Here is a 15453-nt window from a genome sequence, read left to right as displayed (position 1 = left end):
CAGCCAAAAGGGTAGAAGCAAATGACAAACTTTGATTATTCGCAGGTTTCTGAGCTGTTGGGTTCTCTGCCAATTGGCCTTTGGCTGGAGGGCACGAACGTCGCAGCCACCGGCGGCGCCACTTTCGAGGTCCTCGACCCAGCAACGGAAGAAGTCATTGCCAACGTTGCAGATGGCACCTCCGCTGACTGGATGCGCGCGCTGGAGCTTGCCGACGCCGCGCAAAAGGAATGGGCCGGTTTTGCGCCGCGCACGCGCTCTATCATCCTCACTGACATCTTCAACGCCATTATTGAGCGCAAGGAAGACTTCGCTCGCGTGATGACCTTGGAGATGGGAAAGCCTTACGCGGAAGCGCTGGGCGAGGTGGCCTATGGTGCTGAGTACATGCGCTGGTTCGCGGAAGAAGCCGTGCGCATTCCGGGCCGCTACTCCCAGTCCCCGGCAGGCAATGGTTCCATTACCGTCTCCCACACCCCGGTGGGCCCAGTGCTGGCAATCACCCCGTGGAACTTCCCGCTGGCCATGGCCACCCGTAAGATTGCCCCGGCCTTTGCCGCTGGCTGCCCGGTCGTGGTTAAGCCCGCTGCGGAAACCCCGCTGACCATGCTGCTGTTGGGTGAGGTCATCGCAGAGGTCTTCACCCGCCACGAGGTGCCGGCTGGTGTGTTTTCCATCGTGACCACCACGCAGTCGAGCGCGCTGTCCTCCGAGCTCATGGCGGATCCGCGCCTGCGCAAGGTGACATTCACTGGTTCTACTGGTGTGGGCAAGATTCTGGTGCGCCAGTCTGCCGATAATCTGCAACGCACCTCCATGGAACTCGGTGGCAATGCCCCGTTCCTGGTCCACGAGGACGCCAACCTTGACCTAGTGCTTGACTGCGCGATGCAGGCGAAGATGCGCAACGGTGGTGAGGCTTGCATCGCGGCCAACCGCTTCATCGTGCACGAGGCTGTGGCTGAGGAGTTCACCCAGCGCCTGACGGAGAAGATGGCTGCTATCCAGGCAGGCCATGGTTTGGAAGAAGGCACCACCCTCGGCCCGCTGATCAGCGCGAAGCAGCGCGACGGAGTGGCTCAGTTGGTTGAGCGCGCGCTCGAGCAAGGGGCCACCGCCACCACCGGCGGCGAGCGCCCGGATGGTGCCGGCTTCTTTTATCCAGCGACCGTTCTGGCGAACGTGCCTGACGACGCCGAGATCCTGCGCCAGGAGATCTTCGGGCCGGTAGCCACCGTGACCACCTTCTCCACCTTGGAGGAAGGAGTCGCCAAGGCCAACGACACCGAGTTCGGTTTGGCAGCCTATGCCTTCACCGAGAACTTCCACACCGCGGAGTACCTCGCGCACGCGCTGGAGGCAGGCATGGTGGGCATCAACCGTTCCGCCATCTCTGACGCTGCCGCTCCATTCGGTGGCATCAAGGAATCCGGCTTCGGCCGCGAAGGTGGTGCCGAAGGCATCGAGGAGTACATCTCCGTGCGCTACATCGCTAAGCCTTAGCGCTAACCGGCAAGCCTCAGCGAGCTGATTTTTCACAGGCATTGCCCCTCGGAGCCCTCACTTTTTGCAGAAAAGGAGAGGGTGCCGAGGGGCCCAGTTGTTCCATGCGCAGTTACTTATATTTCTATTTTAGATTCGGGAGAAAATATGACGGTTGTTGAAAAGACAGAAGGGGCGGCTCCGCAGGCTGCGAAACCGGCCTTGAGTTTCGTCCAAGGCATTGCCCTTATCTTTGGCACCAACATTGGTGCAGGCATTCTTTCCATTCCCTATGCCGCGCGTAACGGCGGATTTATGGCGCTCGTTATTGCGCTTCTCGTGGCGGGTACCCTGACCACGATTTCTATGCTTTATGTTGCGGAAAGTGCGATGCGCACAAAAGCGCCTCTGCAGGTTTCCGGTTTGGCGGAGCACTATCTGGGGCAGTGGGGCCGTTGGCTGGTCTTTCTTGCCATCATTATTAACGGCGTGGGTGCTTTGATTGCCTATGCTTCTGGCTCTGGCCAGCTGATAAGCAATATTTTCGGTGCGCCGCCGCTATTGGGAACGCTCATCTTCTTTGGTTTCGGCTCTTGGGTTATGTACCGCGGCCTGCACACCACCGGAGCTACTGAGGGGGCTATCACCGCCGGAATGGCGATTATTATCGCGATTTTGTGTGGTTGGACCTTCATTGGGCCAGGCATTAAAGCGGAAAACCTCCTGGTGCTGCACCCATTTTTCATCGTTCCGATTTTGAACCTGGCTGTTTTCTCGTTCGTGGCGCAGTACGTCGTGCCGGAACTGGTGCAGGGAATGGATCCGGAAAAACCGCATGAGACCGCACGCGCCATCGTCGTGGGTATGGTCATCACCGGCTTTACCTTGGCGCTCGTTCCTTTCGCTGCGCTCGGCCTCCTTGGTATGGATGTGACCGAAGTCGTGACTATCGCGTGGGGTGAGAAGCTTGGACCGGTGGCCTATTATCTGGCGAATATCTTCGCTTTGGCTGCAATGCTGACATCTTTCTTGGCAATTGGTTTTACCACGATGCGCAACATCTTGGACATGCTGCACTGGGAGGGAAGTAACCGCCAGCGTGCGATTGGTGTTGCGCTGACGGTGCTGCCGCCGCTAGTTATCTCCGTTTTAGGGTTGGGCGGCTTCGTTGCCGCGCTGTCTTATGCGGGCGGATTTGCCGGCGCTATCATGTCGATCATTCCCGTGATGCTGTTGCATGCCTCCCGCAAGCATGGCGACAAGGAAACGCGATGGAAAGTTGGCGTTCTTGCGCATCCGCTGATTCAGGGTGTCATCATCGTGGTTTATTTCTTGGCTTTCGTTTATTCGGTTGTCTCGATCGTGGGCCTGGTTCCGGCGGGCTGGGCTTGAGAAAGTGGCGTCGGCAAGCGCTCCTGCATGGGGGTGGGCAGGGGTGTTTGTCAAAAGTATTGCTGGAATTTATTTTTCCAGCCGGGCCTGACTGTCGGTGCAGCGTATAGAAAAATAGAACAAAATTCTATGGGACGAGAACTCTGAAAACCTAATCATTTTAGGGTGATTAGGGTCACATATTCTCTAGGGTTGCTCGGCTAGGGGTTGTTACTGCTATAAACTTAGAATTTGCCCAGAGAACTCCAAGGATTTTGCTAAGGAGCTCAGCATGCCGACATAACATCCCGAGTCGTTCGATCCCTATAAGAATAGTCAACGTTCACACGTGCCCTGTTATCGCCCACGTCTGTTCTTACAGCCGCGACAACACGTGAGTTAGAGAAAGAATTGGTCATGTCCAAGATATCTTTTCGGCCACCTCGTTCTGTAACTGCACTCAGCGGGCTTAATTTAAGCGGCCGCTGGCGCATGCTCACTGCCTCAGGCATGGCTGCTGCGCTAGTTATGGGCGGGGTTGTTGTTGTACCCAACCTCCTCGATAATGAGCCTGCAGCCCAAGCGGTGACCGCAGCGCCAGGTTCCTCCGAAGAAACCGCCATAAACACCACGGTTCCCGCGGGAAGCAACCGCTCCGTGAACGGCTTCGTGGGCCTGCAGACCGGCGGCACCATGCAATCGAACCTGAGCGATCCAAACGTTGCGCCCATGTCTGGCGTGAAAGTTTTTGCCCAGTGGTTTGAAAAAGATGGCACCGCTTCGCCGATTTACACCACCACCACCGGCGCCGATGGTCAGTTCCACATCGGCATGACTTCCTTTACTGACGCCAAGGGTGTCCGGCGCAACTTCGACGCAGACCCCAACTTGCCGGAGGGAGAAAAGCTCCGCATCTGGTCCATCAATCCGGATACCTCACAGTACAATCTGCTCTACTCCTATGGCCAAGAGCAGATCATGCCGGAAAGCAACGTCGCCAACACCGAGGCCGGCGCTAGCCAGTCCGTGGGGTCTGATACCTATAACGATATCAAGATCGCTTACTCGCCCATCGCTAACAACAACGTGATGCACGACCTGGCGAATGTCGCGGACAACCCTCAGACTGGCTCCTATGGCCAATACTCCGGTACCGTCTTCTGGAACCAAACCAACGCCGCCGCCGGCGCCCTCTTGTGGCAGAACTACCAGTCCGTCAACGGTATCGACTCCGTGGCTCCAGACGTCACTGTGTATGGCTCCTACCTTTCTGATTACGCGCTTTCGCGCATCTACGATCCCGCAACCATGGCCGCCATCGGTTACAAGGGCCGCGTGCGCGATGCCGGCTGGAGTACCCAGCAAGAACTCGCGCTGCAGCAGTGGATCAAGACGCGGATGGCCGCAGAGGGCCAGCAGAAGTGGATCGCAGAGACCGTCCAAGCCAAGACCGATGCCAACGGTAAGTACACGCTGCAGTTCCGCGGTATCTGGGGAAATAGCTGGGACGATCGCGGTATTTTGTCCAAGGGCTATACCTGGCACGACTTGGCTGATTCCGCCGAGGCAGGTAATTGGGCCAACGGCAACATGAAGTCGAAGCACGTCAATGACGAGTGGATGTTCTTCTCCTTGCAGGACATGCCAGGCATTTCCGTGAACACGCCGTTTAACTACAACGGTTACACCGGCAACACCACCAGCACCTTAACCTCCGCCGGCACCTTGGCCGGATGGCCAGCTAACTGGGGCGGTACGCTGGATTACGCCAGCAACCTCAACTTTGCGCTGTACCCGGGCAACCTGAAGTTTGACGTCACCCCGTATGACTCTTTCTCCAACTTCGCTACTGCGGGTCAAGCCATCGAGACCACCACGACGGGCCTGCAGTACGACAAAATCGGTAACACGCGTTATCAGATCGCGTGGTTCGACGAGGCTGGCAATGAACTGCCCCAGTACACCTGCCCGCCGGTAGCGCCGGATGCGAGTGGCAGGCTTCCTTCCTGCGGTTTTGTCACCGACCCTAACTTGAAGAAGACCACCACCTACACCGCACGCTTGTTTGCGGTCTCGCCCTCTGGCGTGCGCGATGGCCTGGCGATAACGCAGGATTCCTTCACCGTTAAGCCACTGCCGGCGTCCGGGCACTACGAGCCCACCTATGGTTCTACAACCGTGGCTCAAAGCAGCATTGGTTCCGTTGCGGCGCCGCTTTTCGACGACTCGACTACCGCAACAACCGCTGAAACCCTGCCAGCACCAGCCGGTACCACCTTCAAGCTGGCGGATGGCGCCCCAACGTGGGTAAAGATTGATGACCAAGGCACCATCACCGCCACACCGGGCACCGATGTTGCGCTGGAAGATTACACCGTCCCGGTCATTGTCACCTACGCCGATGGCTCGACCGACCTCGTCAATGCCAAGGTCACGGTCACTGACGGCAACCCGCCGCAGATTGAGCAGATCGATTCGCAGTCCCTGGAGCTGGGCAAAGCCATCGCGCCGATTAAGGTTACGACGAAGGATAACATCGGTGTGACCAGCGTTGAGGTCAGTGGCCTGCCAGATGGCGTCACCTATGATCCTGCGACCGGAACCATTAGTGGTACTCCGTCGGCCACCGGGGCGTCGACAGTTAACGTCCGCGTCACCGATGCCGCCGGAAATGTCACCGAAACTGCATTCAGTATCAACGTCGTGGATACTTCCGCGCCGGTTCTCACCAGCCCGGATGCCACCGTCCCAGAGGATAAGCCTGCTTCGATTCCGATCAAGGTGGACGATCCTAAAGCCTCCGTCACCGTGGAAGGTGATATCCCGCCGGGCATGACCTGGAACGAGCAAAACGGTGCCCTCGAAGGTACCCCAACCGAACCGGGCATTTACACGGTCGCCGTATCGGCCACCGATCCCCAGGGCAATAACTCTGTATCCAACCTGGTCGTTACTGTTACCGACACCACGGAACCGACCATTGCCAAGATCAACGACGCCACCGCAGAGGCCGGTCAACCGATCACCGCAATTCCAGTAGACGTCACCGATAACTTTGACAAGTCCGTCAGTAACGTTGTAGTCGCGGGCCTGCCACCATTACTGACCTATAACCCGGAGACCCACCAGATCGAAGGAACCCCGCAGGCACCGGGGGAGTACCCAATTACGGTGACTGCGACCGATGCCGCCGGTAATACCTCGACCCAGGAATTCCTTCTCAAGGTAGTCGACACCACCGCGCCGCAGGTGGGCGATATCGCTGATGTGAGCGTGGAAAACGGCACCCTTTTGGAACCGATTAGCGTGACCAGCAATGAGCCGAATTCTACGTTCAGCGCGTCCGGGCTACCAGAAGGCGTCAGTATCGATCCCACCACGGGCACCATCTCTGGTACACCAAAGACTGAAGTCACGAGCCAAGATGGCAAGGTCTTCCCGGTCACCGTCAAGGTAACTGATCCTTATGGAAACGTCACCGAGAAGACTTTTAACATCACGGTCACCGATACCGTTGCCCCGGCTCTGCGCCCGCTTCGCGACGTCTCGGTTCCTGAAGATCAGCCGCTCAACCTGGAGCCTGTCACCAGCCCGGACCCGACTGCCAAGATCACCGTTACCGGCCTGCCAGAGGGGAGTGACCTTTGATAGCGAAACGGGGCTCGTTACGGGCACCCCAACCGCTCCGGGGCGCTACCTCGTTACCGTTACCGCCACCGACCCAGCCGGTAATTCCACGAGCGAGACCGTTGTCTTGCTCGTGGGCGATGCCACCGCGCCTACCTTCGATGATCCGGAGGATCAGACGATTAACCAGGGGAAGCCCATCAAAGATATCGATCTGATGAGCCTAAACCCGGCCGACAACTCCACCGCACCGCAGGATCTCGCCTGGACCGTCACCGGCCTGCCCGAGGGTGTGACCTACGATCCCGCGACCAAGAAAATCTCCGGCACCCCGAAGGAAATCGGCTCTTCCGTAGTAACCGTCACGGTTTCCGATGCTGCGGGCAATACAACGACTCAGACCTTCGTCATTGCGGTTAACGATGCAACGGCGCCTGCCATCACTCCGGTGGACAATGTCAGCGTCCCGGAGGGTGACCAAATCACTGAGATTCCGGTCGCTACCGATGATCCAGACGCGAAGATTGAAGTCACGGGCCTGCCTGATGGCTTGAGCTACAACTCGGAGACCAAGAAGATCGAGGGCACCCCGACTAAGCCGGGTACCTATGATGTCGTTATTGCGGCAACTGATGCAGCGGGCAACGTTTCCTACGAACCGTTTACCATCACCGTCGAAGACACGACCGCCCCGGTTATCGATCCGATTGAGGCCCAGGATATCGCTCTGAACGAGACGATTAAGCCGGTCGTGGTCTCGGTAAATGATCCGGATGCCACCGTCCAGGTTGATCCGGAGACCCTGCCGAAGGGGGTTAGCTTCGACCCCGCGACCAACACCTTTACCGGCCGCCCAGAGAAGCCGGGAACCTACACCATTAAGGTCACGGCTACCGATGCCGCTGGCAATACCTCGGAGCCCGTCGATTTTGTCATCACCGTTTCCGATAAGACCGCGCCGCAGATCGCGCCGATTTCGGATCCTACCGTTCCCGCGGATTCCCCGATCACGCCAATCGAGATCACCGCTGAGGACAACGTTGCGGTGACCTCCTTGACGTTCACTGGCTTGCCTGATGGCTTGAGCTATAACCCCAATACCAAGCAGATTGAGGGCACCCCGACTAAGCCGGGAAGCTACCCAGTGACGATCACCGCTAAGGACAACGCTGGCAATACCACCGAAGAAGTCTTCAACATCAACGTCAATGACGCCGGTGCACCAGTCATCCAGCCGCTGCCCGATAGCACGGTCGCTGCGGGAACTGATGCCAACCCGATTCCAGTGCGCGTAGATGATCCTTCTGCGAAGGTAACGGTCGAAGGTCTACCTGATGGCATGACTTTTGACCCAGAGACGGGACTAATCACCGGTACCCCGACCAAGCCGGGCACCTACCCCGTGACCGTGACCGCGGTCGACGAAGCGGGCAACAAGGCTATCGATACCTCGACCATCACCGTCACCGATGCCCAGGGGCCAAAGCTGGACGAGATCAGTGACCAAGACGTTGCTGCCGGCAGCGCCATTGAAGATATCGCTGTCAAGGCGGATGACCCCGATGCCAAGATTTCCGTAGTCGGCCTGCCAGAGGGCGTTCAGTATGACGCCGCTACCAACACGATTTCCGGCAAGCCAACTACCGCGGGCACCTACCCAGTGCGCGTCTTGGCAACCGATGCAGCCGGAAACACCTCCGACGTTGACTTCACCATCACGGTCAGCGATTCCACTGCTCCGAAGGTCGACCCCATCGACGATCAAACGGTAGAGAAGGGCGATGCGATCACCGATATCAAGGTAGTCAGCGACGATCCGAACGCCACCGTGACGGTCACCGGTCTGCCTGATGGTCTCAGCTTCGACCCAGAAACCGGAACCATCTCTGGCACGCCAACCACCGCTGGTGAGCTGCCTGTCACCGTGAACGTGACCGATGCCGCGGGCAACACGACCACGGAGACCTTCACCATCACCGTCGTCGACCCTGGAGCGCCGGTTCTGAAACCAATTTCGGATCAGGAGGTGCCGCTAGGGGAAGCGATTACGGAGATTAAGCCAACCGTGACGGATCCGTCGATTTCTACGACGATCACCGTGACCGGGCTGCCGGATGGCGTTACTTACGACACCAATACCAATACGATTTCGGGTACTCCAACCCGCGCGGGTGACTTCCCCATCGTGGTCACCGTAACGGCCACTGATGAGAACGGTAAGTCTTCCGTCGAGCAGTTCACGATCCACGTGGTCGATTCTGAGGCGCCTTCCTTAGAAGGCGTCGCCGATCGGACCGTCGAGGAAGACGAACCGCTTGACCCGATTCACATCACCTCGGATGACCCGCAGGATACCCTGACCGTGACTGGCTTGCCTGATGGCGTTCGGTTCTTCGCGTCCACCGGCGAGATTTCCGGTGTGCCAACTACTCCGGGCACCTATACCGTGACGGTGACCGCCACCGATGCGGCAGGCAATACTACCGAGAAGCAGCTCACCATCACCGTCAAGGATGCAACCGGTCCGCAGGTGGATCCGATTGCAGATCAGGCTGTCGATGCCGATACGCCGATTGAGCCGATTCGGGTCTCTTCTGATTCGGACACGGATACGGTAAAGGCCTCCGGTCTGCCGGATGGCGTGAAGCTTGAGCCCGTTGACGGCGTTGCCACCATCACCGGCACCCCGACCAAGCCGGGCACCTACGAGGTCACCGTGACGGTCACCGATGCCAACGGCAATGCCACCGACGAAACCTTCACCATCGTGGTCCGTGAGCTAGCCGATACCACCGCGCCGAAGCTTGACCCGATTTCGGATCAGATCGTGAAGCTGGGCGAAGACGTCACTGAAGTCACCGTTCACAGCGATGACCCAACAGCAACGCTGAGCGCAACCGGCCTGCCTACTGGCGTCGAATTTGACCCAGCTACCGGCACCATCAGCGGCAAGCCGAGCGCCTTTGGCCGCAGCACGGTTACTATCACGGCAACCAACGCCGCTGGCAACAAGGCAACCACTACGTTCACCATCGACGTCGTGGCACCTACCCCGGGTGATACCACTACGACGCCAGGTACCGATACTTCGGAGACCTCCACTCCAGGTACCACCACGCCAAGCACCGATACTTCGGAGACCTCTACACCAGGTACTACCGACGTAGAGCCGACCACCAACCCAACCCCGGCTGATCCGGTCACGGCACCGGTGATTGCACCTATTGCTGACGTGAATGTTGCAACCAATACGACGATGCTGCCAATCAACGTCGTGGTTGATAACGAGGAAGCAGACGTCACCGTCACCGGCCTGCCGGATGGCGTGACCTATGATGAGGCCACCGGCCAAATCTCTGGCAAGCCAACCAAGGCTGGCGACTACACCGTGACTGTTAAAGCAACGGTGAATGGCGTATCTTCGACCAGCGAATTCCATATCGTGGTCAAGGATCCGCAGCAACCGCTAGCAGACGCAAATAACCCGGCCTACCCGCCGGTAGACGTCGCGCCGGGCAGCGAGGTCAAGGTCCCACAAACCGGCGATACGGTACTTCCTGAGGGCGCTAAGTTCTCCACCACGGATCTGAACGCGAGCGTTGACCCAGTAACGGGTGAACTGACCGTCAAGGTCCCGGAGGATGCAACCCCGGGTGAGACCATCACCATTCCGGTGACCGTGACTTATCCAGACGGCTCTACTGATGAGGTAGAAGTTGTTGTCACGGTTGTTGAGCCGGCGTCTGCCGACGTCACGGATTACAAACCTGCTTATTCCGAACCCGTAGAGGTTGCATCCGGTGAGACTGGTTCTGCTGAAGTTCGGTACGGTTCTGATGATGCTCCGAGCGGCACGACCTATAAGATTCCTGCTGATTGGGCCGGCCAAGGTGGTTGGAACGTAAGCATTGATGAAGCCACCGGTAAGCTGACGGCTATCGCGCCGAAGGCAGGGACGGCAACTCCGGATGATCTCGAACTCGTTGTTCCGGTAGTCATCACCTACCCGGATGGGGCAGTGGCTGACACCATTGCGGCAACGTTCACCCTGGATACCTCCAGCGATACTCCGGAAACCCCGGATGAACCGTCTTGGAACGATGCGAAGGCCCCGGCTGGTGGCGCCGTGAAGGTTCCAAATGTCGGCGGCAAGGTACCGGCAGGTGCCAACGTCGATAAGACCACCGGCCCAGGTTCCGCGACCTTGGAAGAGAACGGCGATGTCATCGTCACCATCAAGCCAGACGCCAAGCCAGGCGATACCGTAACCGTCATCGTCCGCGATGACTCCGACAAGGAAATCGACAGCATCACCGTGACCGTCACCGAGCCGAACACTGATCCGGGTACTGACCCCGGCAAGAACCCAGGCAGCTCGGATGGGTCTTCTGATGGCTCTTCGGATGGTTCCTCGAGCTACCAGCCTTCTGAGCGTTGTGTGGCTACCGGCTTGGCAGTGGGTCTGCCACTGTTGCTGCTCATCCCGGCAGGTCTGGCAGCACAGGTTCGCATTCCAGGTCTGTCTGAGATGCAGGCACAGCTGGCACGCCAGTGGCAGCAGTTCAACACTCAGACGCAGAAGCAGCTGGGTATCTTCAACCCGCAGCTGGCCGGCCAGGTCGAGCAGGCTAATCGCCAGCTCGCGGCCTTCAACGCGAAGATTTCCCCGGAGGTGCGCAAGCTAGGCGCCGGTCTTGCCCTCGTGGCTGCCGGACTTCTGGTAGGCGGTCTGGTCTACGATGCCTGTGCTTCCGACGACGGGTCTTCCACCGGATCTTCTGACTAGTCAGTTGGCAAGCTCAACTGATTGAGCCCTAGGGCTTAATCAAAAGAAGGGAGGCTGTCACTAACGCTTTGGTTAGTGACAGCCTCCCTTTTGTGTATGAGCGTGGGCGGGCTAAGTAGCAAATGCTACTTAACCCTCAGTTTTTATATTGGGGGTGATGCTCTGCGCCGAGATTAGTTTTCGATGTAGTACATCTGCTTGTTGACGAACTCATCCATGCCCAGCGGGCCGAGCTCACGGCCGAAGCCAGAGCGCTTCACGCCGCCGAAAGGCAGCTCTTCACCCTCACCGGCCGGGGTGTTGACGTTGGCCATACCCACCTCGAGGCGGCGGGAGATGGCCGCTGCGCGCTCGGTGTCCTTGGAAAAGACGGTGCCGCCCAGGCCGAACTGGGTGTTGTTGGCCAGCTCGAGCGCTTCCTCGTCGGAGGAAACCTGGTAGACCACGGCAACCGGGCCGAAGAACTCCTCGTAGTAGATGTCGGAGCCGACTGGAATGTCGGTGATAACGGCCGGGGAGACAAAGGCGCCCTTGTCCGCCAGCTCGCCGCCAGCGCGCAGGGTAGCGCCTTCCTTCACCGCGCGCTGAATCTGATCGTGCAGGGTCTCCGCCGCCGCACGCGAGGACAGGCAGGAGTAGGTGCCCTCACCCTGGGCGTCGGCAGGCGCTGCCTTTGCTGCCTGCGCGAGCTTGGTCAGCTCAGCCACGAACTCCTCGTAGATGTCTTCCATGACGATCATGCGCTTGTTGGAGTTGCAGGCCTGGCCCGTGTTGTACATGCGGGTCGTCCACGCCAGCTTGGCTGCTTCTTTGACGTCGTCGGTATCGAGAAGAATATAAGGATCGGATCCACCGAGCTCGAGCACGGCCTTCTTCAGGTGCTGGCCGGCCTGGGCACCCACGATGGCGCCGGCGCGCTCGGAACCAGTCAGGGAAACGCCCTGGATGCGTGGATCCGCGATGATGGTGGAAATCTGCTCGTGGGTGGCGAAGATGTTGTTGTACACGCCTTCTGGAATGCCAGCGTCATCCATGATCTTCTGCACGGCGAGTGCGGAGCGAGGGCAGATTTCTGCGTCCTTTAAGATAATGGTGTTGCCGAGGACCAGGTTCGGGCCCACGAAGCGGGCAATCTGGTAGTAGGGGAAGTTCCACGGCATGATGCCAAGCAGCGGGCCGATGGGCAGGCGGCGGATTACCGCAGTGCCATTGGCAGAAGCCGGAATCGGCTGATCCTTGGTGAACTCCTCGCCGTTATCGGCGTAGTACTTGATGATGGCCGCTGAGAACTCTGCTTCCTCGATACCTTCGGAGATAGGCTTGCCCATCTCTTCCGCGGCAATCTTGGCCAGCTCCTCCTTGCGCTCCGCAAAGAGGTGTGCTGCGCGGGCAACGATTTCCGCGCGCTCGGACATCGGGCGCGCGCTCCACTCGCGGTAGGCTGCGGCGGCCTTCGCCAGTGCGCCTTCTACCTCGGCGTCGGTGGCAGAGTCGAAGGTCTCGACGATCTCGTCGGTAGCAGGGTTTTGAACTCGGTAAGTGTTAGACATTAATACTCCTTGTTGTGTGATCCAGCTCTTTTTAGAGCCTAATAGTGAACTAGGTTGAAATAGGGCTAGCCTCTAAACTAGCGGCAATTGAGAGTCTTCGCCGGACGTTATCCGCTTCAATGTGCGGCCTTTGAAGAAATCCGGATGGGCAAAGCGCGTGAACAGCATTAATACGGCGCCGAGCAGCAGAATTCCCATGCCCAGCACGAAGACGGTGCCCACTCCGAAAATTGAGGAGCCAGAACCGTATTCCGGGCTAAGCGAATCGAATGCGGTGGTAAAGAACATCAGCAGCAAGAAGCCGCCACCCAGCAGGGGGAAGACGAACTTGAAGATGATGTTGTGTACGCTGCTGAAAAGCTCGTGGCGGAAGTACCAAATGCAGGCCACGGCGGTGATGCCGTAGTAGAAGCAGATCATCAATCCGAGGGCAGAGATGGTGTCCCACAGAGCGTTCTCAGAAAGGATGCGCGTGACCGTGTAGAAACCGCCCGCTGCAATAGCGGAGGCAATCGTGGCCGTAGACGGCGTGCGGAACTTGGGGCTGATCTTGGAAAAGACCGGAGGCAACGCCTTGTAATAGCCCATCGCCAGCAGCGTACGGGCGGGGCCCACCATCGTGGACTGCAGCGAGGCGAAGGAACTTGAGAGCACAGCGACGTAGATAAGCAGGGCAGCCGAGCCGAGCACGGGGGAGGAGAGCGCAGCGAAGATCGATTCCTGGTTCTCCGGGTTGCCAGCACCCAGGCCTTCATCACCCGTTCCTGCCCACGTGATGACGGCCAAGGCAGTCAGAATGTAGAGGCTGATGATGACCAAGACCGTGATGGTTGCAGCGCGCCCTGGAGTCTTTTCTGGGTCCTTCGTTTCCTCGTTCATCGTCAGCGTGACGTCCCAGCCCCAGAACATGAAGATGGACAAGGAAATGCCGGCCGCGATGAGGGAGAAGTTGCCGATTTCCAGCGTATTAAACCATGAAACTGAAATCGGGGTGAAGTCGAATCCGCCGCCCTTATAAGCGCGCACGATGGCCACGATGTCAAAGACCACAATGGCCATTATCTGGATGGCAACCAGCACGTATTGCAACTTCTGCGTGGAATCTAGGCCACGATAGGAAACCCAGGCTGCGATCGCGATGAAGACCATCGTGGTGGGGATATTAATCCAGAGATTGCGCGTCAGGTCTGCAATTTCGGGGCGGCCTGATATCTGGGCAAGGAAGAGATAGAAGAAGTCCACAGCGACTGCGGCAAGGTTCGAAAGCACCAGGATGGTGGCAGTAATAAGGCCCCATCCGCCCATCCAGCCCACCCAGGGGCCAAAGGCTTTGGTGGCCCAAGTAAACGAGGTACCGGAATCCGGAACCGCATTGTTGAGCTCACGGTAGGCAAAGGCCACCAGGAGCATCGGGATGAATCCCAAAAGGAGGACCGCCGGAACAAACTCGCCCACCGCGGAAATGGTGGGGCCAAGTCCGGAAGTCAGCGTATAGGTCGGCGCGATGCAGCTGATGCCGATGACGACTGCGCCGAGTAAGCCGACGCGTCCGGTAGCCAGGCCTTTGGTGGAGGCGATGTTATCGCCGCTGCCCGGCGTGGGCTGAATCGGTGGTGCAGGAGTGGCACTAGTCATGACTACTCACCGCCTTTCAAAAAGAACTAGGAAATACGGTCTGGTGGTAGGAAGCGATTTGGGCGAAAGCGCCTGCTAGATCGCTTCGTGTTCGGCGCCGGCGTGCATGTAGCCGGCTGGTACGACGACCATAGGGACAGGGATGGAGCGCAGCATTCGCGACGCCGTGCCACCCAAGAAGAGCCGGCCGGGAACCGCGAGGCGAGAAGAGCCAACCACGGCGAGCTCTCCGTCTTGCCAGGTGACGTTTTCCATTGCTGCTTCGACGTCGCGCCCAGTGGCGACGTCGGTTGTGGCGTAACCAGCCGAGAGCATTTCTTCGGCGATATCGCCCAGCTTGCGGTTGGCATAAGCGCGTACCGCATTGGGAACGTCGGTGCCGAGGCCATGCAGATTGGACTCGCCAGGCAGCACGAGCGAAAGCAGGCGCAGCGGAATGCGACGGCGCCGCGCGCGGTCCAAACCAATCGCGATGACATCCGTGGTGCCTGGGCGCGGACCAAACATGGCGGTGATGCGGCTAATCGGGCCGGGGTAGGAGTAGCCGTGTGGCGCGAGAGCGATAGGGACAGTACCGGAGTGCAACAACGTGTTGACCGCAGTACCCATTTGGAAGCGGCCGAAAAGGCCGCCCTTGCGCGCACCAACCACGATCATGTCGCAGTCCAGTTCTTCCGCCGCGCGATTGAGTGCCTCGGCCTCAGACTCGCCAGGGACGATCCGGGCGGTGGCGCGGATGTCACTGGGGATTTCGCCCAGCGCCTCCTGCAACCAACCTGCAATCTGTTCTTCCAGGATGGAGCTGTATCCGCGGTCGTGCGGGTAGACACCGGAGAAGGAATTATTGGCCGGCGCGGCCATGACGATCTCAAGGTTGACGTTGCGGGTTTTGGCAAGGGCGATGCCCAAGCGGAGCGCGTCCTTGCCGTAGTCCGTAGCAACGTAGCCCACCAAGATATGTCCGGTGGCTGCGCGACGATCAAAATCAGAAGCAGACAATAT

7 protein-coding genes are annotated in these 15453 nt (G+C 58.8%); 4 read left to right on the top strand and 3 right to left on the bottom strand.

From position 1 onward, the window contains the following. The first annotated feature begins 21 nt into the window (after positions 1-21). The 4 genes from HMPREF2888_RS02560 to HMPREF2888_RS02545 all read left to right on the top strand — a co-directional run bounded on the left by HMPREF2888_RS02560 (position 22) and on the right by HMPREF2888_RS02545 (position 11266). Positions 22-1503 (top strand): NAD-dependent succinate-semialdehyde dehydrogenase, encoded by a 1482-nt coding sequence (locus HMPREF2888_RS02560; protein WP_070518187.1) that lies wholly within the window; start codon positions 22-24, stop codon positions 1501-1503. Positions 1504-1650: 147 nt separating this feature from the next. After that, on the top strand, positions 1651-2874 hold the full coding sequence (locus HMPREF2888_RS02555) for an aromatic amino acid transport family protein (protein WP_070518185.1): 1224 nt from the start codon (positions 1651-1653) through the stop codon (positions 2872-2874). A 471-nt stretch (positions 2875-3345) separates the two neighbouring features. Continuing rightward, a complete protein-coding gene (locus HMPREF2888_RS02550; protein ID WP_070518183.1) occupies positions 3346-6501 on the top strand; it encodes a putative Ig domain-containing protein in 3156 nt (1051 codons plus the stop codon). Beyond that, positions 6491-11266 (top strand): putative Ig domain-containing protein, encoded by a 4776-nt coding sequence (locus tag HMPREF2888_RS02545; RefSeq protein WP_070518181.1) that lies wholly within the window; start codon positions 6491-6493, stop codon positions 11264-11266. Before HMPREF2888_RS02550 ends, HMPREF2888_RS02545 begins: the two co-directional genes overlap by 11 nt. Positions 11267-11439: 173 nt before the next feature. Here the strand turns inward: HMPREF2888_RS02545 and HMPREF2888_RS02540 are convergent, their stop codons facing one another. The 3 genes from HMPREF2888_RS02540 to HMPREF2888_RS02530 all read right to left on the bottom strand — a co-directional run bounded on the left by HMPREF2888_RS02540 (position 11440) and on the right by HMPREF2888_RS02530 (position 15450). Beyond that, on the bottom strand, positions 11440-12816 hold the full coding sequence (locus tag HMPREF2888_RS02540; RefSeq protein ID WP_070518179.1) for an NAD-dependent succinate-semialdehyde dehydrogenase: 1377 nt from the start codon (positions 12814-12816) through the stop codon (positions 11440-11442). Between the two features lie 72 nt (positions 12817-12888). Beyond that, a complete protein-coding gene (locus HMPREF2888_RS02535) occupies positions 12889-14451 on the bottom strand; it encodes an APC family permease (protein WP_070518177.1) in 1563 nt (520 codons plus the stop codon). Positions 14452-14526: 75 nt separating this feature from the next. After that, the gene (locus tag HMPREF2888_RS02530) at positions 14527-15450 is read right to left on the bottom strand and encodes a universal stress protein (RefSeq protein ID WP_070518175.1); all 924 of its coding nucleotides are present in this window, start codon (positions 15448-15450) and stop codon (positions 14527-14529) included. Between the last annotated feature and the right edge of the window lie 3 nt (positions 15451-15453).

Source organism: Corynebacterium sp. HMSC077D03, assembly GCF_001808545.1.
In the GTDB taxonomy this organism is placed as follows: Bacteria; Actinomycetota; Actinomycetes; order Mycobacteriales; family Mycobacteriaceae; genus Corynebacterium; species Corynebacterium simulans.
This window is presented reverse-complemented; position numbering and strand designations above follow the sequence as displayed.

Bases quoted from the DNA above. Each gene is read 5' to 3' on its own strand.
- HMPREF2888_RS02535 (WP_070518177.1), bottom strand. From the start codon at position 14,451: ATGACTAGTGCCACTCCTGCACCACCGATTCAGCCCACGCCGGGCAGC.
- HMPREF2888_RS02550 (WP_070518183.1), top strand. From the start codon at position 3,346: ATGCTCACTGCCTCAGGCATGGCTGCTGCGCTAGTTATGGGCGGGGTT.
- HMPREF2888_RS02540 (WP_070518179.1), bottom strand. From the start codon at position 12,816: ATGTCTAACACTTACCGAGTTCAAAACCCTGCTACCGACGAGATCGTC.
- HMPREF2888_RS02560 (WP_070518187.1), top strand. From the start codon at position 22: ATGACAAACTTTGATTATTCGCAGGTTTCTGAGCTGTTGGGTTCTCTG.
- HMPREF2888_RS02555 (WP_070518185.1), top strand. From the start codon at position 1,651: ATGACGGTTGTTGAAAAGACAGAAGGGGCGGCTCCGCAGGCTGCGAAA.